This window comes from Caballeronia sp. AZ1_KS37 (genome assembly GCF_023631165.1).
Lineage (GTDB): Bacteria > Pseudomonadota > Gammaproteobacteria > Burkholderiales > Burkholderiaceae > Caballeronia > Caballeronia zhejiangensis.
In genome coordinates this window covers 135,158-157,469 of record NZ_JALQDP010000006.1, presented here as the reverse complement: position 1 = coordinate 157,469, position 22,312 = coordinate 135,158, and the positions used below count along the sequence as shown (strand labels likewise).

General features: G+C 62.3%; 17 protein-coding genes and 1 pseudogene. 10 read left to right on the top strand and 8 right to left on the bottom strand.

Annotated features, from left to right (window positions below; translation table 11 throughout):
• The 5 genes and pseudogenes from NCS00_RS33665 to NCS00_RS06930 form a co-directional block, all read left to right on the top strand.
• Positions 1 to 162 (top strand): annotated as a pseudogene (locus tag NCS00_RS33665) (IS110 family transposase); the annotation flags it as partial.
• 234 nt (positions 163 to 396) lie between these two features.
• The gene (gene argE / locus NCS00_RS06945) at positions 397 to 1,623 is read left to right on the top strand and encodes an acetylornithine deacetylase (protein ID WP_250439678.1); all 1,227 of its coding nucleotides are present in this window, start codon (positions 397 to 399) and stop codon (positions 1,621 to 1,623) included.
• 23 nt (positions 1,624 to 1,646) lie between these two features.
• Positions 1,647 to 2,669: a threonine/serine dehydratase family protein gene (locus NCS00_RS06940; RefSeq protein WP_175980116.1), complete on the top strand. Its 1,023-nt coding sequence runs from the start codon at positions 1,647 to 1,649 to the stop codon at positions 2,667 to 2,669.
• A 569-nt stretch (positions 2,670 to 3,238) separates the two neighbouring features.
• Positions 3,239 to 4,162: a SphA family protein gene (locus NCS00_RS06935; RefSeq protein ID WP_239294929.1), complete on the top strand. Its 924-nt coding sequence runs from the start codon at positions 3,239 to 3,241 to the stop codon at positions 4,160 to 4,162.
• Positions 4,163 to 4,210: 48 nt separating this feature from the next.
• A complete protein-coding gene (locus tag NCS00_RS06930; protein WP_250439677.1) occupies positions 4,211 to 5,791 on the top strand; it encodes an NHL repeat-containing protein in 1,581 nt (526 codons plus the stop codon).
• A gap of 107 nt (positions 5,792 to 5,898) precedes the next feature.
• Here NCS00_RS06930 and NCS00_RS06925 read toward each other — a convergent pair whose 3' ends face one another.
• From NCS00_RS06925 to NCS00_RS06910, 4 genes are all read right to left on the bottom strand, one after another.
• Positions 5,899 to 6,714, bottom strand: a complete 816-nt coding sequence (locus NCS00_RS06925; RefSeq protein ID WP_033536119.1) for an ABC transporter permease subunit — start codon at positions 6,712 to 6,714, stop codon at positions 5,899 to 5,901.
• Positions 6,714 to 7,622 (bottom strand): ABC transporter permease subunit, encoded by a 909-nt coding sequence (locus NCS00_RS06920; RefSeq protein ID WP_033536118.1) that lies wholly within the window; start codon positions 7,620 to 7,622, stop codon positions 6,714 to 6,716. The genes NCS00_RS06925 and NCS00_RS06920 overlap by 1 nt, the downstream gene beginning before the upstream one ends.
• Positions 7,619 to 8,791 carry an ABC transporter ATP-binding protein gene (locus NCS00_RS06915; RefSeq protein ID WP_008349801.1) on the bottom strand — a complete coding sequence of 391 codons (1,173 nt, stop codon included), beginning with the start codon at positions 8,789 to 8,791 and terminating at the stop codon, positions 7,619 to 7,621. The genes NCS00_RS06920 and NCS00_RS06915 overlap by 4 nt, the downstream gene beginning before the upstream one ends.
• 129 nt (positions 8,792 to 8,920) lie before the next feature.
• Positions 8,921 to 10,036 (bottom strand): polyamine ABC transporter substrate-binding protein, encoded by a 1,116-nt coding sequence (locus NCS00_RS06910; RefSeq protein ID WP_008349802.1) that lies wholly within the window; start codon positions 10,034 to 10,036, stop codon positions 8,921 to 8,923.
• Positions 10,037 to 10,588: 552 nt separating this feature from the next.
• On the opposite strand from NCS00_RS06910, the gene NCS00_RS06905 reads away from it, so the two are divergent.
• From NCS00_RS06905 to NCS00_RS06895, 3 genes are all read left to right on the top strand, one after another.
• Positions 10,589 to 11,926: an Nramp family divalent metal transporter gene (locus NCS00_RS06905; protein ID WP_250439675.1), complete on the top strand. Its 1,338-nt coding sequence runs from the start codon at positions 10,589 to 10,591 to the stop codon at positions 11,924 to 11,926.
• Between the two features lie 168 nt (positions 11,927 to 12,094).
• The gene (locus tag NCS00_RS06900) at positions 12,095 to 13,312 is read left to right on the top strand and encodes a phospholipase A (protein ID WP_250439673.1); all 1,218 of its coding nucleotides are present in this window, start codon (positions 12,095 to 12,097) and stop codon (positions 13,310 to 13,312) included.
• Positions 13,313 to 13,385: 73 nt separating this feature from the next.
• The gene (locus NCS00_RS06895; RefSeq protein ID WP_008349809.1) at positions 13,386 to 13,589 is read left to right on the top strand and encodes a DUF1289 domain-containing protein; all 204 of its coding nucleotides are present in this window, start codon (positions 13,386 to 13,388) and stop codon (positions 13,587 to 13,589) included.
• A 69-nt stretch (positions 13,590 to 13,658) separates the two neighbouring features.
• On the opposite strand, the gene NCS00_RS06890 is transcribed toward NCS00_RS06895, so the two are convergent.
• The 4 genes from NCS00_RS06890 to NCS00_RS06875 form a co-directional block, all read right to left on the bottom strand.
• Positions 13,659 to 15,251: an ABC-F family ATPase gene (locus tag NCS00_RS06890; RefSeq protein ID WP_008349811.1), complete on the bottom strand. Its 1,593-nt coding sequence runs from the start codon at positions 15,249 to 15,251 to the stop codon at positions 13,659 to 13,661.
• Between the two features lie 178 nt (positions 15,252 to 15,429).
• Complete coding sequence (gene thrC, locus NCS00_RS06885; protein ID WP_250439671.1) at positions 15,430 to 16,875, bottom strand: threonine synthase; 1,446 nt, start codon at positions 16,873 to 16,875, stop codon at positions 15,430 to 15,432.
• A gap of 11 nt (positions 16,876 to 16,886) precedes the next feature.
• Positions 16,887 to 18,209 carry a homoserine dehydrogenase gene (locus NCS00_RS06880; protein WP_008349813.1) on the bottom strand — a complete coding sequence of 441 codons (1,323 nt, stop codon included), beginning with the start codon at positions 18,207 to 18,209 and terminating at the stop codon, positions 16,887 to 16,889.
• A gap of 25 nt (positions 18,210 to 18,234) precedes the next feature.
• The gene (locus NCS00_RS06875; protein WP_175980108.1) at positions 18,235 to 19,473 is read right to left on the bottom strand and encodes a pyridoxal phosphate-dependent aminotransferase; all 1,239 of its coding nucleotides are present in this window, start codon (positions 19,471 to 19,473) and stop codon (positions 18,235 to 18,237) included.
• Positions 19,474 to 19,892: 419 nt separating this feature from the next.
• Between NCS00_RS06875 and NCS00_RS06870 the strand changes: the two genes are divergently transcribed.
• Positions 19,893 to 20,267: an Mth938-like domain-containing protein gene (locus tag NCS00_RS06870; RefSeq protein WP_008349815.1), complete on the top strand. Its 375-nt coding sequence runs from the start codon at positions 19,893 to 19,895 to the stop codon at positions 20,265 to 20,267.
• Positions 20,268 to 20,579: 312 nt separating this feature from the next.
• Positions 20,580 to 22,253, top strand: coding sequence for a glycosyltransferase family 39 protein (locus NCS00_RS06865; protein WP_250439689.1), 1,674 nt, complete (start codon positions 20,580 to 20,582; stop codon positions 22,251 to 22,253).
• Positions 22,254 to 22,312: the final 59 nt, after the last annotated feature.

Genomic DNA, 22,312 nt, shown 5'->3' with positions numbered 1-22,312 from the left:
GCCGCCCAGCGATCCAACGCGCACATCAAGGCGTTTTGCGACCGCCTGCGCGCCAGAGGCAAAAAGACCAAAGTCGCATTCGTCGCAGCAATGCGCAAGATGCTCACCCAGCTCAACGCCATGATGCGCGACGGCACAACTTGGAATCCCCCAAACCCATGATCCTTACCAACTCAACCCTTGACGCTCAATACAGTTGCTTTCTTTGCAGCAGCAAAGAAAGTGACTGCCGCCCCGCACAGGGGCAGTGCTAATAGACCGACGCGAAAACGGGATCCGGCGACAACCCCAAAGCGCCAAAGCTCAAAAGCCCCAAAACTCAAAAACCAAAAAGCCCCCTACGGCCAGCATCATTCTTTTGGGCTATGATCAAACCCTACCCGCAGGAGCAAAAATATGTCACAGATCGCTGACACGGCGAATCTCGAAGCTCAATCCAGAACCGAAACGCCCATTTCCCTGCCGTGGATCGAACGGCTCGTATCCATCGATACCGTAAGCCGCAATCCGAATCTCGGCCTGATCGAAACGGTACGCGACGAACTGCGAAAAGCGGGCATCGAAGCGACCATCACCAACGATCCGCGCGGCCAGTGGGCGAATCTCTTCGCCACGGTCCCGGCGCACGACGGCCAAACCGACGGCGGCATCGTGCTGTCGGGTCACACCGATGTCGTTCCGGTCGACGGTCAGGACTGGCAGAGCGATCCGTTCAAGCCCGAAGTGCGCGACGGCCTGCTCTACGGCCGCGGCTCGTGTGACATGAAAGGCTTCATCGGCGCCGCGCTCGCCATGCTGCCGAAGATGCAGGCGACGAAGCTCGCGAAACCCATCCACTTCGCGCTTTCCTACGACGAAGAAGTCGGCTGCGCCGGCGCGCCGCTGATGATCGCCGACCTGAAAAAGCGCGGCCTCAAACCCGGTGGCTGCATCGTCGGCGAACCGACATCGATGCGCCCGATCATCGCGCACAAAGGCATCAACACCTATCACTGCTGCGTGCGCGGCTTCGCGGCGCATTCGTCGCTGACGCCGAAGGGCCTGAACGCGATCGAGTACGCAGCGCGGCTCATCTGCCACATCCGCGATCTCGTCGACGAGTTTCGCGCGCAAGGTCCGTTCGACGAACTCTACGACGTGCCCTTCACCACCGGTCAGACGAGCACGATAAAAGGCGGCAACGCGATCAACACCGTGCCCGCCGAATGCAACTTCGAGTTCGAATTCCGCAATTTGCCGACGATCGATCCCGATCAGATCTTCAAACGCATCCAGTCGTACGCGCATGACACGCTGCTGCCGAAGATGCTGAAGGAACACGGCAACGCGGCGATCGAATTCACGAAGCTCGCGTCCGCGCCCGGCCTCGACGCCACCGAGCAGGCCGCGATCACGCAACTCGTGCGCGCGCTCACGCAAAATCAGGACAAGCACAAGGTCGCCTACGGCACCGAAGCGGGCTTGTTCGCGAACGCGGGCGTGCCGAGCATCGTCTGCGGGCCGGGCAACATCGAACAGGCGCACAAGGCGAACGAGTATGTGTCGCTCGAACAGCTCGTCCAGTGCGAGGCGTTCCTGGGCAAGTTCATCCACAGCATGTCCGTCGAAGCACAGCCCCGTTGACCTCTCCAGATCGACAACACGTCATGTCCACTGCCATGCAGCATTCCGACAATACGATCGACGGCACGCCGATTCCGACGCTCGACGAAATCGCCGAGCAGCATATGGCGCTCACGCCGTGGGTGACGCGCACCCCGACCTTCGAGCGCCACGACTTTCCGACGCTCGAAGGCACGCCGGTCACGTTCAAGTTCGAACTCTTGCAGGCAAGCGGCACGTTCAAGGCGCGCGGCGCGTTTTCGAATATCCTCGCGCTCACCGACAGCGAACGTTCGGCGGGCGTCACGTGCGTATCGGCGGGCAATCACGCGGTGGCGGTCGCGTACGCGGCGCAGCGCATGGAAGTGGGCGCGAAGGTCGTCATCATCAAGAGCGCGAGCCCGGCGCGCGTGGCGCTGTGCCGGCGCTACGGCGCGGAAGTCGTGTTCGCGGAGAACGTCGCCGAGGCGTTCGATGTCGTGCGGCGCGTCGAAGCGGAAGAAGGACGCGTGTTCATCCATCCGTTCAACGGCTATCGCACGGTGCTCGGCACGGCGACGCTCGGCTACGAGTGGACGTCGCAGGCGCCCGATCTCGACGCCGTGATCCTGCCGATCGGCGGCGGCGGCCTGGCCGCGGGCGTATCGACGGCGATGCGCCTCGCAAATCCGTCGCTGCATGTCTTCGGCGTGGAACCGGAAGGCTCGGATGCGATGAAACGCAGCTTCGAGGCGAATCACACGGTCAAGATGGGCGCGATGCACGGCATCGCCGATTCTTTGATGGCGCCGCATACCGAGCAGTACAGCTACGAGCTATGTCGGCGGCATATCGACGAGATCGTCACCGTGTCGGACAACGAGCTGCGTCACGGCATGCTGCAGTTGTTCGGTGAACTCAAACTGGCGGTCGAGCCGGCATGCGCCGCCGCCACCGCCGCCCTGCTCGGACCGTTGCGCGAGCGGCTGGAAGGCAAGCGTGTCGGCGTGCTGCTGTGCGGCACCAATACCGACCCGACGACCTTCGCGAAGCATCTCGCGCTCGCGCGGGAAGCGTCGGGCGACTGAAGCTTTCGCAAGCAGGCGTTTGCATGTCTTTTCTCGGGGCGCATCGTGCGCCCCGAACTCGTTTTGCGCAAACTTCACGCTGAGATTTTCTCAAAGCGTATTAATGAAAAAAATAATTGATCTTTGTGCATATCTTTGTCATTCCGGCGGCAAAGCTTGTCTGCGCACGTGCGCGCTGATAGTGTCGCCAACCAAATGCAGTCGGAAGATCTGTTTCTAAACCTGAGTACTGTTTAATCTTTTTCAATCGCCATTAGCGCCCGTTTCAAAGTTCGCGGAGCTGATTCGGCACGAACAAGAACTCTCTCCGGCAAGTACAGGCAGCAACGATCCATCGTTGCGGGAACACGCACACCTACGAATAGCGATTAAATTCAATTAATGTCTACCGCAGTATTTACAAAGCGGATAGATAGACGGATCCATTTATTACGGCGCTTTTGGACGCACCAATTTTTCAAACAATGAGCAAAATAAATCGAATCCCAGAAACGGGAATAATGCAATGCGTTTTATCTGAATTCGGCACGCGTCGCGGACTTACCGCGCGCCGATCAGTTCTGGCGCTGATGCTGGCGGCCTCATCGGCCTGCATTCCCGTTGCTCATGCAACCGAAAGCGCGCTCGGCCGGCCTGTCGCGGGCATGAGCGTCGGCCCGAGCGCGGGCATCGTGCCGCCCGAGCCGATGACCATCGTGAACTTCGAGAACATCTATCTCGACGGCTCGATCGGCGCGAACCGCTCCGTGCCGATCGCCGGCACGGCGACTGCCGGCGTCGACGCGAAGATCGACTTCACGCTCGCTACCCTGATGCGCTCGTGGGGCAGCACGGGCGGATGGAGTTTCGCGTCCGCCATCACGCTGCCCTACGTCTGGACCGACGTGAAAGCAGGCGCGTCCGTCGGACGCCTGAACGGCGCGCGCAGCGACAGCGCCGCGAACTTGTTTGACCTCTACTTCACGCCGATCGTCGCGGGATACCACTTCTCGCGCACCGATCACATCGCGCTCAGCTTCAACGTCTGGGCGCCGACCGGCCGTTACGACCCGAACGCGCTCGCCAACACGAGCCTGAACAACTGGACCTTCGTGCCTCAAGTGGCGTACACGAAGCTCGTTCCGCAGTACGGCCTGGAATTCGACGCCGTCGCGGGACTGCAGTTCTACACGCGCAATCAAGCCACCGATTATCAAAACGCCCCGCTCTTCACGCTCGATCTAATGGGCCTGAAGAAATTCGCCAATGGCGTCGGCGTAGGCCTCGTGATGGGCACCGTTCAGCAGCTCGGCAAGGACTCCGGCCCAGTCGCCGATCGGCTCGACGGCTTCGTCGGACATGACTTCTCGCTCGGTCCCATCGTCACTTACGACACCAAGGTGGGCGGCAAACATCCCGTTTCGGCGAGCTTGCGCTGGGTGCCGAGCATCGCGAGCACGAACCGGCTCAAGAGCACCAACAGTTTCATGGCAAGCGCGACGCTGGCGTTCTGATGCCTGCCCGCATCGCGATATGAATTCAACCCGAAGAAGGAGCAACGCATGAAAAAAACCTCTATCAGCACGATAACCGCGCTGCTGTTCGCTGCGGGCACCGCGCACGCGCTGGAAGCGAAGCAGCCGCCGCGCAACCCGTTCCTCGCCGCCGAGAAATATTCGATCACGCACTTCGATTCGTCGCAGAGCGATGCGTTTCCGTATGCGGTCAAGCCCGGCTTCTTCAACGTCGATATCAGCAAGGCGCCGCGCGTCGTCGCCGGTCCGGTGAACATCATGACGCTCGCGTCGACGTCGCCGAACTACATGTGGGGCGTGTCCAGCGAAGGCGTGACGTATATCGACGTGTCGAACGGCGGCTTCAAGGAAGTCGCACGCGCCCCGTCGCCCGGCAACAAGGTCATTCCGGCCGCGCTGCACGACAAGGTGCTCGGCGAGCGCTACACGAACATCAAGCAGGCCGAAGACGCAGTGTTCAAGACCTACGGCCTCGACTGGACGCGCGTCGTCAACGGCGTGTACTCGGTGGTGGACAAGGATAATCATGTCTACTACAACGATTCGGACGGCAACATCAGCATGTTCGGTCTCGTGGACGAAAAGAATCCGGCCGCCGGCATCAAGGTCATCAAGACCGTCGACATGAAACCGATCGTCGGCAAGGCGCATCTCGTCGGCACGGGTGTCACGTACGACGGCAAGTTCGTCGTGGCATCGAACGTGTCGATCAGCGTGTTCGACCGTTCGCTCGAAGGCCAGCCGCAGACGATCCGCTTTGCGCCGGGCGAATTCGTGAGCAACTCGTTCGCGATCGATCAGAAAGGCGGCATCTACATTGCGTCGAATCGCGTGATGCATAAGGTCGTTTGGACCGGCACGAAGCTCTCGGAAGACGAAGCAGACGGCGCATGGAAGGCCGAATACGAGCACGGCGATCAGCCGCCCGCAGTCAAGTTCGGCGACGGCACCGGCTCCACGCCCACGCTCATGGGCTTCGGCGACGACCAGGACAAGCTCGTGGTCATCACGGACGGCGCGAACCGCATGCACCTCGTCGCGTTCTGGCGCGACCAGATGCCCGCGGGCTGGAAGCAGATTCCGGGTACGAAGTCGCCGCGCATCGCCGGTCAGATCGGCATCACGGCCGGACTCAAGCATCCGCCGAAGTTCGTTCAGAGCGAACAGTCGGTGGTCGTGAACGGCTACGGCGCGTTCGTCGTCAACAACGTTGCCGAGAAGGGCCATCCGGACAAGCTCGTCGACGTGCTGTCGCTCGGTCCGGTCAACAAGCCGGCCTCGGGTGCCGAGCGTCTCGAATGGGATCCGAAGAAGCACGCATGGCGCTCGGTCTGGACGCGTGACGACGTCGTTTCCATCAGCATGGTGCCGAGCACGAGTTCGGCGTCGAACATGGTGTTCGTGAACGGCTACTATCCGAAGACGGGTTGGGAAATCACCGGCATGGACTGGAACACCGGCAAGACCGTGCATCGCGTGTCGTTCGGGCAGAGCAATCTGGGCAACGGCGCTTACGCCATCATCCAGTACCTGTCCAACGGAGACCTGCTCATGAATAGCATCGGCGGTCCGACGCGCGTCGTTCTGAAGGACGCAGCAGCGAAGTAAGCGGCGCGTCTTGATGCAAGAAGGGCCATCGCGACTGAACATCGCGATGGCCCTTCGGCGTTTACAGCGTCGTGCCGGACGCGCTTTTTGCGTCCGGCCACTTGACGTCACATCACCGTTGCGAGCTTTCTCCGTTCGCTGCGCAGCATGAAGACGTTCGCCGCGATCACGCCGACCGTCACGAGCGCGATGAACAAAGTCGCGAGCGCGTTCATCTCCGGATTCAAGCCAAGACGCACGCGCGAGAACACGACGAGCGGCAATGTCGTCGAACCGGGACCGGACAGGAACGCCGACAGCACGAGATCGTCGATCGAAAGCGTGAACGACAGCAGCCAACCGGCGACGAGCGCCTGCGAGATCAACGGCAGCGTGATCGAGAAGAACACGCGCAGCGGCGTCGCGCCGAGATCGAGCGCGGCCTCCTCCAGCGAAGGATTCAGCTCCCGCACCCGCGATTCCACGATGATCGCCACATACGAGATGCACAACATGACGTGTCCGATCCAGATCGTGAAGAATCCGCGATCCGGCCATCCGATGAGCTTCGCCATTTCGACGAACAACAGCAGCAGCGAAATGCCCTGAATGACTTCGGGGATCACGAGCGGCGCGTTGATCATGCCCGCGTAGAGCGTGAAGCCCTTGAAGCGCCCCATGCGCGCGAGCACGAAGCCCGCCCACGTGCCGATGACGACCGACGCGCACGCCGTGAAAAACGCGATGCGCAACGACAGCCACGCCGCGTTGATCAGTTCGTCGTCGGTGACGAGCGCGCGATACCACTTGAGCGACGGCTCGGTCCAGACGGTGACGAGCGGCGAATCGTTGAACGAATAGACGATGAGACTCAGGATCGGTATATAGAGGAACGCGAACCCGAGTCCGAGCGCGGTGATTTGCAACGGACGGCTGACCTTGATCATCGCTTTTCCTCCAGTTGCTTCGCCTGGAAGTGCTGGAAAAGCGCCATCGGCACGAGCAGCAAGAGGACCATCGCGCAAGTGACGGCGGAAGCCATCGGCCAGTCGGCGTTGTTGAAGAACTCGTTCCACATGACGCGGCCGATCATCAGCGTATCCGCGCCGCCGAGCAGTTCGGGAATCACGTACTCGCCCACCGCCGGAATGAACACGAGCAGGCAGCCCGCGATGATGCCGTTCTTCGACAGCGGCAACGTGATCTGCACGAACGCCTTCCACGGCTTCGCGCCGAGATCGTAGGCCGCTTCGAGCAAAGTCAGATCCATCTTCACGAGATGCGCGTAAAGCGGCATCACGAGAAACGGCAAATACGAATACACCATGCCGATATATACCGCGATGTTCGTGTGATACAACTCGATCGGCGAATGCAGCAGGCCGATCGAAATCAGGAAGTTATTGAGCAGGCCGTTGTTCTTCAGAATGCCGATCCACGCGTACACGCGAATGAGGAACGACGTCCAGAACGGCAGCATCACGGCCATCATCAGGATGTTGCGCGTGGCCGGATTCGAACGGGCGATGTAATACGCCATCGGATAGCCGATCAGGAGGCACAGCACCGTCGATACCGCCGCGACCAGCAGCGAGTTCATGTAGGTCGCGAAGTACAGGCTGTCCTTGACGAGGAACGCGTAGTGCGCGAAGTCGAGCGCGATATGCATCACGCCCTCTTCCATCGTCACGAGATCCGTGTACGGCGGAATGCCGAGCTGGCTGTCGGCGAAGCTGATCTTCACGACGAGCAGGAACGGCACGAAGAACAGCAGCAGAAGCCACAGATACGGACCGCCGATGACGAGCGTGCGTCCGGAAACGCCGATGCGCTTGAGCCAGTTCGTCATCATGCGGTCAGCACCACGCCCGCCGACGCGCTCCAGCGCACGTAGACTTCGTCGTCGAACGTGGGCGAATCGATCTCGCCGATCGCGAGGCTCGACAGGTTCGCGACCACGACCTTGCCGGAATCGAGCGTCACGTGATAGAGCGTGTAGCCGCCCATGTACGCGATGTTCGTCACCTTGCCGCGGCCCCAGTTGTAGGTGCCTTCGGGCGGCTTGCGCGTGAGCGCGATGCGTTCGGGACGCACGGATATCGTCACCGGCATGCCGAGCGGCCCGGTGATGCCGTGGCTCACATAGAGCCGCACCGGAAGGTCCGGCGATTCGACGAAGATGTGATCCGGCTCGTCCTCGACGACATTGCCGTCGAAGAGATTGGTCGAGCCGATGAACTGCGCGGAGAAGCGGCTATTCGGATACTCATAGACTTCGTGCGGCGTGCCGAGCTGCACGATCTGCCCTTCGCTCATCACGGCGATGCGATTGGCCATCGTCATCGCTTCTTCCTGATCGTGCGTCACCATGATGCAGGTGACGCCCACCGTATCGAGAATATTGACGAGCTCGATCTGCGTGCGCTGGCGAATCTGTTTGTCGAGCGCGGACATCGGCTCGTCGAGCAGAAGCAGCTTAGGTCGCTTGACGAGGCTGCGCGCGAGCGCGACGCGCTGCTGCTGACCACCCGACAACTGGTGCGGCTTGCGCTTGGCGAACTTCGCCATCTGCACGAGTTCGAGCGCGTTGTGGACGCGGTCCTTCAGCTCGCCGCCCTTTACGCCTTCCTGCTTCAGCCCGAACGCGACGTTCGATTCCACGCTCATGTGGGGAAAGAGCGCGTAGGACTGGAACATCATGTTGACCGGCCGGTTGTACGGCGGCATCTTCGCGAGGTCTTCCCCGTCGATCAGAATCTGCCCTTCGGTCACCGATTCGAGTCCGGCGAGCATGCGCAAAAGAGTCGACTTGCCGCAGCCCGAGCTGCCCAGCAGCGCGAACAGCTCGCCCTTCTTCACCGACAGGTTGACGCCCCGCACGGCCGTCGTCTCGCCGAACTTCTTCACGACATCGACGATCTGCACGAAGCTGTCGTCCGTGCTCGAGACCGATGGGAAACTGCCCGGCTCGCGCCGGCCGGAATTAGGCGCTGCCTTCAACGCGCTCGACTGCTCACTCATGATTGCCTGTTCGACTCCTTGCTTCCATGCGTCTTTCGTGACTCGCCCCGCCACGCGATGCGATCACGAACAAAGCCCCCGGAGGTCCAGGGGCTTCGTCGTTTCAAAAGAATAACCGGCTTATCGGATTCATCGGCCGGACTTGAATTCCGTCCAGAGCCGCGTCTGCAGGCGCTGGATTTCCGGCGGCAGCGGCTTCAGCAGGAACAGCGTCTTGATGACATCCTGCGGCGGATACACGGCCGGATCGTTCGCGACGTCCTTGTCCACGTACTTGCGCGCTTCGAGATTTGCGCTCGGGTAGTACACGGCGTTGGTGATCGCGGCGTGAACCTGCGGCGTCTCGATGTAGTTGATCCACTCGTGCGCCGCGTCCTTGTTCTTGGCGTCCTTCGGAATCGCCATCACGTCGAACCACACGGGCGCGCCGCCCTTCGGAATGTAGTACTCGATCTTGAACGGCTTCTTCGCATCGACGGCGCGATGCTTCGCGATCACGACGTCGCCCGACCAGCCGTAGGTGAAGCAGATATCGCCGCCGACCATGTCGTTGATGTAGCCCGACGAGTTGAACTGCGTGATGTACGGACGGATTTTCTTCATCATCGCGAGCGCTTCGCGATAATCGGCCGGGTTCGTGCTCATCGGATCCTTGCCGATGTAATGCAGCGCGGCCGCGAACATCTGGTCCGGCGCGTCGAGCACCGAGACGCCGCACGCCTTCAGCTTCGAGATGTTCTCGGGCTTGAAAAGGATGTCCCAGTTGTTCAGTTCGGCGTTCGCGCCGAGGATCTGCTTCGCCTTGTCGACGTTGTAGCCGAGGCCCGTCGTGCCGTACGCCCAGGGCACCGTGTATTTATTGCCCGGATCCGCGCCCTCGACGAGCTTCATCAGGTCGGGATCGAGATATTTGAGGTTCGGCAGCTTCGACTTGTCGAGCGGCGCGAAGATGTTCGCGGCGATCTGCTTGCCGGCGTAATTGCTGGTCGGCACGACGATGTCATAGCCGGAACGGCCGGTCAGGAGCTTGGCCTGCAGGGTGTCGTCGCTGTCGTAGTTGTCGTACTTCACCTTGATGCCGGTCTGCTTGGTGAAGTTGGGAATCGTGTCCTTCGCGATATAGTCCGACCAGTTGTACACGTTCAACTGCGTGTCTTTCGCGAAGGCCGCGAGCGGAGTCAACATCGCGGCGCATGCCAGGGCGCCCGCCAGCTTGGCCGTGCGGCTCGCCAGTTTCTCGTTCATTTCGATTCTCCCTTGTTCCGACTTGTCACGACGTCGTGCCGCCCGGACCCGGCGCATTTTCGCATCGCCGAGCGACCCGCGACTCCCCTAAAACCCCGAAAACTACCATTAAACGCGGACGCGACAAAAAATAATCCGCCGCTTGTCGCGCACAATGTACACGCCCTTGCGTCACGCGGCGACGGTCTTGCCGCGCGGGGCTCTGCCCGGCTTAGCGCCGCGCGCCGACAGCCGGAAAGAGCGCGCATTTTAGCCCCTAATCCCCTGCCGCGGCACGTGATAAACCCACACTCGTCAAAGTGACACGCAGGCGTAAGCCCGATGCAATGTCATTATTCGTGGTCGGTCGCCTGCGTCCCCTTGCGCCCGCCGTTTTGCGAGTCGTTTCTTCGTCGTTTCGTTGACTCGCACGAGCGCGGCCGACACGGGACAAGCCTGACGAATAGCCAGCGGAACAGTTGTTGCGAGCCAATTCGACGTGCGCCGCGAAAAGCGGCGTCTTCTGAACCGGCAACGCGCACCGTTGCAACGCTATTCGAGGCCGCCTCCCGCATGAATACCAATCCCTCCGCGCTCGCCCGGCCGTCAGCCGCGAAATCCGACGCGCAGTCGCCCGTGGCGACCCGTGAAGATCGGGAGCGCGCGCCGCGTCCGCGCAGACACTGGTATTCGTTCGCCGGCGCGGGCGCGCTCGTCGCTGTCGGCTACATGGATCCCGGCAACTGGGCGACGGCGCTCGCGAGCGGCGCGCGCTACGGTTACTCGCTGCTTTTCGTCGTCCTGCTCGCGAGCCTGATGGGGATGCTGCTGCAATGGGTCGCGTCGCGCGTGGGCGTCGTGACCGGGCGCGACCTCGCGCAACTGTGCCGCGAACGCTACAGCCGCCGTACGACGCTTGTCCTGTGGATCGCGTGCGAAATCGCGATCATCGCGTGCGACGTCGCGGAAGTCGTCGGCAGCGCGGTTGCGCTGCAAATGCTCTTCGGCCTCTCGCTCACGGCCGGCGTGCTGGTTTCGGCGGTCGGAACCTTCGCGATGCTCGCGCTGCAAAACCGCGGCAAGCGGTCCCTGCAGCGGGCGGTGTCGACGCTCATCTTTCTCGTGAGTTTGTGCTTCGTCATCGAACTCGCGCTGGCGCATCCGGTCTGGGGCGATGCGCTGCGCGGGCTCGCGCCGTCGCGCGAACTCGTCCGCGATGCCGGCATGCTCTGGCTCGCCGCCGGCGTGCTCGGCGCGACCGTGATGCCGCACAACCTTTACCTGCACTCCGCGCTCGTCAAGGAGCACGCGAGCGCGCGCGACGACGCGACCATCGGGCGCGCGCTTCGTGGCGTGAACATCGATACGTTCGGCTCGCTCGGGCTTGCGTTCATCGTCAACGCGTCGTTACTGATCGTCGCGGCCGCCGTCTTCCACGCGAACGGCCACACCGGTGTGAACGATCTCGCCGACGCCCACCGTCTCATTGCGCCGCTCGTCGGCAGTCATTGGGCGGGCGTCGTGTTCGCCGCCGCGCTGCTCGCGTGCGGCCTGAACGCGACGGTCACGGGCACGCTCGCCGGCCAGGCGGTGATGGAAGGCTTCCTGCGCCTCAAGATGGCGCGCTGGGCGCGGGCGCTCCTGACGCGCGGGCTCGCGATCGGTCCGGCGCTCGTCGCGGTCGGAAGTTTCGGCCAGCATGGTTCGAACGCGCTCCTCGTCGCGACGCAAGTCGTCTTGAGCCTGCAATTGCCGCTCGCCGTGATTCCACTCGTGCGCTTCGCTTCCGATGCCGGGCTGATGGGCCGCTGGCGCGTCGCGCGCGTGCCGCTGGCGCTGGCGTGGATGTGCGCGGGCGTGATCGTCGCGCTGAACGGCGCGATGCTCTGGCAGGCGGTGTTTTCGGCCTGACGCACCGGTTTCGATGCCATTTCGTCTGGAATGTCGGGATCGCGGCGCGGCTCGCGCTGTCAGACTGTCCTGATGCCCGCCCCGCCCCAACAGGACACGAACTACATGGCCCACGGCCCACGATCGATTTCGCTGAAAAATTCCCGCCGCTCTGCCGGCCGCGCACGCATGTTCGCGCTTCTTCTTGCCGGCCTTTGCACAAGCGGCGCTACGCACGCGACCGTCGCGGTGCTGCAACCCGCGCGCGAAGCCGCCGCCTCGCAACCGCTCGAACTGACGCTCCTCTATACCGACGATGACGCGAAATCCCTGACCGTCGATGTCCCGAAGCAACTGACCGTGAATCTGACCAATGGCGATTTGCCGCCGGCGCCGCTCACGCTCGAGCGCGATCCGACAGTGCCGGACCGTCTGCGCCTTGCGCCCGGCCAGTATCGCCGCGTGCGTTTTTCGGCGCCGTGGCCCGATTCGGCGCGCGGCGCGGTGAAGATCGATCCGGTCGGCTTCGATGCTTCGCCGATGCTCGTCACGCTCAATCGCAGCGATACGCAGACCGAGGTCGCCGCCGCGGAGAAGGCCGAGTCGCAAGCGACGACGCCCGGCCAACTCGCCGTCGCGACGGCCGCGGCGAATACCGCCGTCCAACCGGCGTCCAGCACGGACACGTTGCTCTCGGGCCGCTTCTCGACGTTCGAGCCGATCTATTTCGCGGATGGCAAAAACGGCGACAATCTCGCGAAATTCCAGTTCAGCTTCAAATATCGCCTGCATCTGCCTGACGATCCCCGCTCGCGCGGCTTCCTCGACAACCTCTATTTCGGCTACACGCAGACGGCCATATGGAATCTCTCGGCCGAATCGGTGCCGTTTCGCGACATCAGCTTTCAGCCGCAACTGTTCTATTACGTGGAGGACACCGGCTGGAAAAGCGCGCTCTTCACGCGCATGGGCGTCGCGGCGGGCATCGGGCATGAATCGAACGGCAAGAGCGGCGACGAATCGCGCTCGATCAACATCGCGTTCGTGCGCCCGACATGGGATTTCGGCGATCTGAACGGCAATCACCTGACGCTCTCGCCGAAGTTCTATTACTACCTGTCGAAGGCGGGCAACGAGGACATCGCGGATTATCGCGGCTACGTCGATTTCCTCGTGAAATACGGCAGCCCGGACGGCTGGCAACTCGCGACGACATTACGCAAAGGCTCGAAGCACTGGTACGGCAGCGTGGAATCGCAGTTGACCTATCCGCTCGCGAAGCTGATCGGCAGCGCGTGGGGCGGCTATCTGTTCGTGAGCTACTTCAACGGGTACGGCGAGGACATCCTCGATTACAACCAGCGGCATCACTGGATCGCGCGGATAGGCTACAGTATCGCGCGTTGAGTTTTTTTACGATTTTGAATGCCGCGTTGCCGCCCCTTTTTGTTCGGCGCCGATGCGGTCACGAGCTAGCCCAATGTCTTCGAATCTTCACGATCTGCCTGATAGCCCCTGCATCGGCGTGTGCTCCACGCTCTTCGACGACGTCTGCAAAGGCTGCGGCCGCACGGCCGGCGAAGTGTCCAACTGGGTGTTTCTGAACGACGACGAAAAACGCGCGATCTGGGAGCGCATTACGCGCGAAGGAACGGCGATGCGGTTTCGCAACGACAGGCTTTGACCGGCATGTAAAAACGGCCCGCTCTTTCGAGGCGGGCCGCTTGTTTCAGCGCGAGCGCGAAGCCGGTGATTACTGAATCCCCTGGCTCGCCAGAAAATCTTCGTAATTCCCGCCGAAGTCGCGCAGCGTGCCATCCGTCTTCACTTCGATGATGCGATTCGCCAGCCCGCTCACGAACTCGCGGTCGTGCGACACGAAGATCAGCGTGCCTTCGAACTTCTCCAGCGCGATCTGCAGCGACTCGATCGACTCCATGTCCATGTGGTTGGTCGGCTCGTCCATCAGCAGCACGTTGTGGCGGCCGAGCATCAGCTTGCCCCAGATCATGCGGCCCTTTTCGCCGCCCGACAGCACCTTCACGTTCTTCTTGATATCGTCCGCGTTGAAGAGCAGACGGCCGAGCGTGCCGCGCATCATCTGCTCGTCGTCGCCCTCCTTGCGATACTGGTCGATCCACTCGGTCAGCGTCTCGTCCTTCGGAAACTCTTCGTACGTGTCCTGCGGCATATAGCCGACGTTGGCGTTTTCCGCCCACTTCACCGTGCCGTGATCGAGTTCGAGCGCGCCCTTGAGCGACTTGAGCAGCGTCGTCTTGCCCGCGCCGTTCTCGCCGATGATCGCGATACGCTCGCCCGGCTGCACCGAGAGCGAAAAGTTCTGGAAGATCGTGCGGTCGTACTTCTTCGTGATTTCCTCCGCGACCACCGCGATGTTGTGCAGCTTCTTCTCGTACTCGAAGCGGATGAACGGATTCTGACGCGACGACGGCTTGAATTCCTCGATCTTGATCTTGTCGATCATCTTCAGACGGCTGGTCGCCTGACGCGCCTTCGACTTGTTCGCCGAGAAGCGGCGCACGAAGTCCTGCAGGTCGGCCACGCGCTCCTTCGCCTTCTGGTTCGCGGCCTGCTGACGCTCGCGCGCCTGCGTCGACGCCAGCATGTAGTCGTCGTAATTGCCCGGCCAGACCTTCAGCGTGCCGTAGTCCATGTCCGCCATGTGCGTGCAGACCTGGTTCAGAAAGTGACGATCGTGGGAGATGATGATCATCGTCGAGTTGTACTGGTTCAGCACGTCTTCCAGCCAACGGATCGAGTTGATGTCAAGGTTGTTGGTCGGCTCGTCGAGCAGCAGCACGTCGGGCTTCGAGAACAGCGCCTGCGCGAGCAGCACGCGCAGCTTCCAGCCCGGCGCGACGTTGCTCATCGGGCCATTGTGATCGTTGATGTTGATGCCGATGCCGAGCAGCAGTTCGCCCGCGCGCGCTTCGGCCGTGTAGCCGTCGTATTCGGCGAACTTGGCTTCGAGGTCGGCGGCGCGCATGTAGTCGTCGTCGGTGGCGTCGGGGTTGGCGTAGATCGCGTCGCGCTCGGTCATCGCGGCCCACATTTCGGTGTGGCCCATCATGACGACGTCGAGTACGCGCATGTCTTCGTACGCGAACTGGTCCTGGCGCAATTTACCGAGACGCACGTTCGGCTCCAGCATGACGTTGCCCGATGACGGCTCGAGATCGCCGCCCAGGATCTTCATGAAGGTCGACTTGCCGCAGCCGTTGGCGCCGATCAAGCCATAGCGGTTGCCTTCGCCGAACTTGACCGAGATGTTCTCGAAGAGGGGCTTGGGCCCGAATTGCATGGTGATATTGGCGGTAGACAGCACGGCGCGTCCTTTTGAATGGGGTACGACGAAAAACCTGAGATTTTAACAGCTTTTGGCGGGCTTTTGCCCGCGAGCGGCGATTCTGCCAAGCTGGCTCGGGCGGCGGATTTCGTGCCGCATCATGAAAAACGGGGCGCGGCCGTGCAGCCGCGCCCCGTTCATCCCGATGACGATCCTGTTACGTGCGCTCGGCGATGAACGCCTTCACGACGCCAGCATCGGCAGGAACGATATCGAACCTTTGTGGCAGTTTTTCAAGTCCGACGAACGCAGCCGGCCGCTCGGGCTCGCGATTGAGCGCCTCGCGGATCGTCTCGCCGAATTTGATCGGCTGCGCGGTTTCGAGGACGATCATCGGCACGCCGGGCTTCAGATTTTCGCGCGCGACCTTCACGCCGTCGGCGGTGTGCGTGTCGATCATCGTGTGATAGCGCTCGAATACGTCGCGGATCGTCTCCACGCGGTCCTCGTGGCCGCTCTTGCCCGACGCGAAGCCGAATTCCTTCACGCGCGCGAAATCGCCGCTCACCGCGAGGTCGAAGCCGCCCTTCTCTTCGACGTCGCGGAACAGTTGCAGCACGCGCGCCGGATCGCGTCCGAGCAGGTCGTACACGAAACGCTCGAAGTTCGACGCCTTCGAGATATCCATGCTCGGGCTCGTCGTGTGATACGTCTCCGCCGCGCCGCGCACGCGATACACGCCGGTCTTGAAGAACTCGTCGAGCACGTCGTTTTCGTTGGTCGCGACGACGAGTTGATCGATCGGCAGGCCCATCATGCGCGCGATGTGCCCCGCGCACACATTGCCGAAATTGCCCGAGGGCACCGTGAACGACACGCGTTCGTCGTTGCTCTTCGTCGCGGCGAAATAGCCTTTGAAGTAGTACACGACCTGCGCGACGACGCGCGCCCAGTTGATCGAATTGACCGTGCCGATCTTGTGCTTCGCCTTGTACGCGTGATCGTTCGACACGGCCTTGACGATGTCCTGGCAATTATCGAAGTTGCCTTCGACCGCCAGATTGAAGATGTTCGGATCCTGCAGCGAGAACATCTGCGCGGTCTGGAACGCGCTCATCTTCTTGTGCGGCGAGAGCATGAACACGCGCACGCCGGTCTTGCCGCGCATCGCGTATTCGGCGGCGCTGCCGGTGTCGCCCGAGGTCGCACCGAGGATGTTCAATTCATCGCCGTGCTTGGCCAGTGCGTACTCGAACAGATTGCCGAGCAGTTGCATCGCCATGTCCTTGAAGGCGAGCGTCGGGCCGTTCGAGAGTTCCAGCAGCGACAGCGTCGTGCCGTTTTCCTCGCCGAGCGTCTTCAAAGGCGTGATCTGAACCGCGCTCTCTTCGTGGCGCACGTTGCTGTACACCTGCGCGGTGTACGTCTTGCGCGTAAGCGAGCGCAGGTCGTCGGCAGGAATGTCGTCGCTGAACTTCGACAGCACTTCGAATGCGAGATCCGCGTACGACAGCGTGCGCCAGCGCGCGAGTTCGTCGGCGCTGACTTTCGGATACTCCGCCGGCAGATACAGGCCGCCGTCTTTGGCGAGGCCGCCCAGCAGAATGTCGGAGAACGTGTGGCGTTCGTCGGTGCCGGCGCCGCGCGTCGAAATGTAGTTCATCGTGCTTGCCTTTAGTTGAGCGCTTCCATGCGCAGCTTCGTCACCTTGGAGACGACCGTGGACAGCGCCTCGATCTGCGCGATCGCCGCGTTCACGTTCTTTTCGAGCGTCTCGTGCGTGATGAGGATGATGTCGGTCTCGCCCTTGTTCGCGCCGTCGACTTCTTCCGATTCCTTCTGCAGCAGCGCGTCGATGGAGATGCCCTTGTCCGCGAGAATGCGCGTGATGTTCGCGAGCACGCCCGTCACGTCCGCGACGCGCAGGCGCAAGTAGTAGCCGCTCGTCACTTCGTCGATCGGCAGGATTGGCGTGTTCGACAGGCTGTCCGGCTGGAACGCCAGATGCGGCACGCGATGCTCGGGATCGGCCGTATGCAGGCGCGTCACGTCGACGAGATCGGCGACCACGGCGGACGCCGTCGGCTCCGCGCCCGCGCCCTTGCCGTAGTAGAGCGTCGTGCCGACCGCGTCGCCGTGCACGACGACCGCGTTCATCGCGCCTTCCACATTGGCGAGCAGGCGCTTGGCCGGAACGAGCGTCGGATGCGTGCGCAGCTCGATGCCCTTCTCCGAGCGCCGCGCGATGCCGAGCAGCTTGATGCGATAGCCGAGATCTTCCGCGTAGCGAATGTCGATCGCGGCCAGCTTGCTGATGCCTTCCACATACGCGCGATCGAACTGCACCGGCACGCCGAACGCGATTGCGCTCATGATCGTGACCTTGTGCGCGGCATCGACGCCTTCGATGTCGAAAGTCGGATCGGCTTCGGCGTAACCCAGTTCCTGCGCGGCCTTCAATGCGGTCGCGAAGTCGAGCCCGCGGTCACGCATTTCCGAAAGAATGTAGTTCGTCGTGCCGTTGATGATGCCCGCGATGTACTCGATGCGGTTCGCCGTCAGCCCTTCGCGCAGCGCCTTGATGATCGGAATGCCGCCCGCCACCGCGGCCTCGAACGCGACCATCACGCCTTTCGCGCGCGCGGCCTCGAAAATTTCCGTGCCGTGCACCGCGAGCAGCGCCTTGTTGGCCGTCACGACATGCTTGCCGTTCGCGATCGCGCGCAGCACCAGTTCGCGCGCGAAGCCCGTGCCGCCGATCATTTCGCACACGATGGCGATGGAAGGATCGTCGACGACCGCGTTGAAGTCGTCCGTCACCGCGATGCCTTCCTGCTTCGCCGCTTCGGCCTTCGCCGTCGTACGCACGGCGACACGCGAAATTTCGATGCCGCGTCCCGCGCGTCGTTTGATTTCTTCCTGGTTACGGCGCAGCACCGTGAAGGTGCCGCTGCCGACCGTGCCGAAGCCCAAGAGTCCTACTTTGATCGGTTCCATGCAGCGCGAGTCTTTAAAAGAGAGATTAAGCGGAATGTCGTTTGCGATAGCCGTCGAGGAAGCGCGCGATGCGGTTGATCGAATCCGCGAGATCGTCGACGTTCGGCAGGAAAACCACGCGGAAGTGATCCGGCGTCGGCCAGTTGAAGCCGGTGCCTTGCACGAGCAGCACGCGCTCCTCGAGCAGCAGATCCGTGATGAACTGCTGGTCGTCCTGGATCGGATACATCTTCGGATCGAGCTTCGGGAACATGTAGAGCGCGGCTTGCGGCTTCACGCACGTGACGCCCGGAATCGCCGTGAGCATGTCGTACGCGAGTTCGCGCTGCTTGAAGAGGCGCCCGCTCGGGACGATCAGGTCGTTGATGCTCTGATAGCCGCCGAGCGCCGTCTGGATCGCATACTGGCCGGGCACGTTCGGGCACAGGCGCATCGACGCGAGAATGCCGAGGCCTTCGAGATAATCCTTCGCGCGGCGGCGGTTCTCTTCGATCAGCCCGGAGATCGCCATCCAGCCCGCGCGATACCCGCACGAGCGGTAACTTTTCGAAAGGCTGTTGAACGTGACCGTGACGACGTCTTCGGAGAGCGCGGCCATCGACGTGTGCGTCTTGCCGTCGTAGACGATCTTGTCGTAGACCTCGTCCGCGAAAATGATGAGACCGTGCTCGCGCGCGATCGCGATCAGATCGCGCAGCAGTTCGTCGGAGTACAGCGCGCCTGTGGGGTTGTTCGGGTTGATGACGACGAGCGCCTTCGTGTTCGGCGTGATTTTCGCGCGGATGTCGTCGAGATCGGGCATCCAGCCGTTGCTCTCGTCGCACATGTAGTGGCGCGGCGTGCCCGACGACAGGCTCACCGCGGCCGTCCACAGCGGATAGTCCGGCGCCGGAAGGAGCACTTCGTCGCCGTCGTTGAGAAGCGCCTGCATCGCCATGACGATCAGTTCCGACGCGCCATTGCCGATGTAGATATCGTCCAGTTCGACGCCCGTCACACCCTTTTGCTGCGTGTAATGCATGATCGCCTTGCGCGCGGCGAACACGCCCTTCGAATCCGAATAGCCCGACGAACCCGGCAGATTGCGGATCATGTCCTGAATGATCTCGTCCGGCGCCTCGAAGCCGAACGGCGCCAGATTGCCGATATTCAGCTTGATGATGCGATGGCCTTCTTCTTCGAGGCGCTTCGCGTGTTCGAGCACGGGCCCGCGAATGTCGTAGCAGACGTTTTGCAGCTTGTTGGATTTGAGAATCGGTTTCACGGCTGGCGCTCTGGGTCTGATGTGAATGCGGACGGGTTCTGGTGATGTCGGTCGCGTGCGGCTCGGAATTCGGGGCAGCCAGCCTCGCGCGCGGCGGACGGGCGTTGCAATAAATACCGAGGTGAAAGCCGATGGCGGCTCGCCCGGACGGCTCGCTTTTCCCGAGCGCCGAACGATGCATTTTAGACGCCGCGCCAGGTAAGGCATGGGCGATGCGGACCGGATTGCGTGTCGAAGGCGGCTTGTGGCGGCACGCGAGCGCAACGGGTGGCGCACGAGCGAGCCCGGCAGCCAAAAAGTTATAATTTACTGATTATGGCCCAGTTCCGCAATGCACCAATCGAATGCGCCGGAACCGGCGCAAACGGCGCTACGCGCGCCCGCCGGGCCTCTCTCCTTTTCCTTGCCGGATCATTGTTTTGAAACTGCACCAGGATTCCACCAGCGCGCTCAATACCATCACGAGCTACGGAGACGGTTTCGTGGCGATCAATCTCGAAAGGCACGAAGGCAGCGTGATCGTCATGCCGCAGACGCCCGTCGCGGCGTGGCCGGTGTCGTCGTTCGATGCGCTCAAGCCCGAGGATTTCGATGCGCTCGTCGAGGCCGCGCCGGAAGTCGTCATTTTCGGCAGCGGGTCGCGGCTGCGCTTTCCGCATCCGCGCCTCACCGCGCAACTGGCGAAACACCGCATCGGCGTCGAAACGATGGATTTCGGCGCGGCCTGCCGCACCTACAACATACTGATGTCCGAAGGCCGGCGCGTGGCCGCCGCACTGCTGATCGAAGCCTGAGGGGATCGCTAAGGCGGCGCTAAGGAAGCGTTGGCAGACTCCCGCCGCCCGTCCGATATCGGCAGCAGCCGTCGCTTGCCAGTCGTCAATTTTGACGGATGCCGGTCGGCCGTGCGCTACACTCCCGCCCGGCATCGTCGTTACGCCGGGCGTTTCGACGTCGGACAAGTGCGCAGCGCGCGCTCGAACGTGCGAACTCGCATCGACAATGCGTGCCTGAGCATGCACGAGTTGCATCCTCGCGCGGCGCGCATTCATCGCTCAATTCGTTTCATTAGCGCCGCGCATCGCGGCATCGGACAGGTCGACTTCATGAACGATACGCCTACCCGGCTACCGCTCACGCGTCTTTCGCTCATTCTTCTGGTACTCGCACTCGCGATCATCTGGTTCGCGCCGCTCGGGTATCGTCATCTCGTGCCCAGCGACGAAGGCCGTTACGCCGAAATGGCGCGCGAGATGTTCGTGACCGGCGACTGGATCACGCCGCGCTACAACGGCTACAAGTATTTCGAAAAGCCGCCCCTGCAAACTTGGGCGAATGCCCTCACCTTTGCGTGGTTCGGCATCGGCGAATGGCAGGCGCGCCTTTATACGGCGCTCACGGGCTTTCTGGGCGTGCTGCTCGTCGGCTATACCGGCACGCGCGTATTCAACGCGATGACGGGCTTCGCCGCCGCGGTCATCCTCGCGACGTGCCCGTACTGGAACCTGATGGGCCACTTCAACGCGCTCGACATGGGCCTGTCGTTCTGGATGGAGCTGACCCTCTGCGCGCTCCTGCTCGCCCAGCGCCCCGGACTGCCGACCCGCGAAGTGCGTCTCTGGATGTGGCTCTGCTGGGCCGGCATGGGCGCCGCGGTGCTGTCGAAGGGTCTCGTCGGCCTGATCCTGCCGGGCGCCGTGCTCGTTCTGTATTCACTCGTGTCGCGCGACTGGGCGCTCTGGAAGCGGCTCTATATCGGCAGCGGGCTGATCGTATTCCTGATCGTGACCGGCCCGTGGTTCGCGCTCGTGCAGATGAAGAACCCGGAGTTCTTCGACTTCTTCTTCATCGTCCAGCAGTTCAAGCGCTATCTGACGCCCGAGCAGAACCGCCCCGGCGCGTTCTATTACTTCGTGCCGGTTCTGATCGTGGGTTTTCTGCCGTGGCTGTCGATCGCCTTTCAGAGCGTGCGCCACGGCTTGAAGACGCCACGCCAGCCCAACGGCTTCGCGCCGGTCACGATGCTGTTGATCTGGTCCGCGTTCATTTTCCTGTTCTTCAGCGCGTCGCATTCGAAGCTCATTTCGTACGTGCTGCCGATCGCGCCGGCGCTCGCGCTCGTCATCGGGCTGTATTTGCCCTCGCTGACGAAATCGCAGTACCGCATGCATCTGATCGGCTATGCGGTATTTCTGATCGCCGCGGCCTTCGGAGCGATTTTCCTCGGCCGCGCGGGCAGCGCCAACACGCCTAACGCGCTCTATCGCGAGTTCCAGGTCTGGGTGTACGCGGGCCTCGCCGTCGCTTTCGTCGTGACGATATTCGCGCTCTGGCTGAACCGGCGCAGCGTGCTCGCGGGCGCGACGGGACTAGGCGCGGCCTGGCTGCTGCTGGGCACGATCGCGGGCTCCGGTCACGATGTCTTCGGCACGCAGAGTTCCGGCGTGCGGCTCGTGCCGGCCGTGAAGGCCGCGATGGCCAAGCTCCCGCCCGACACGCCGTTTTACTCGATCGCGAAGCTCGACCACACGATGCCCTTCTACCTCGGCCACACGATGATCATGGTCGGCGAAGCCGACGAGCTGACCTTCGGCGTCCAGACCGAGCCGCAAAAATGGGTGCCGAGCGTCGACGAATGGGTCAGGCTGTGGGATTCGGAGCGCTACGCGTTCGCGCTGATGCCGCCCGCACGCTACGACGAGCTCATGGCACGCCACGTGCCCATGCAGGTGATCGCCCGCGACGAGCGCCGCGTGATCGTGGAGAAACCGCAGCCGTGAGCGCGCGTTTTCCTCCCGGTCGCGATGCTGCGCTGCACGATCGTTCGGCATTTCGCGAT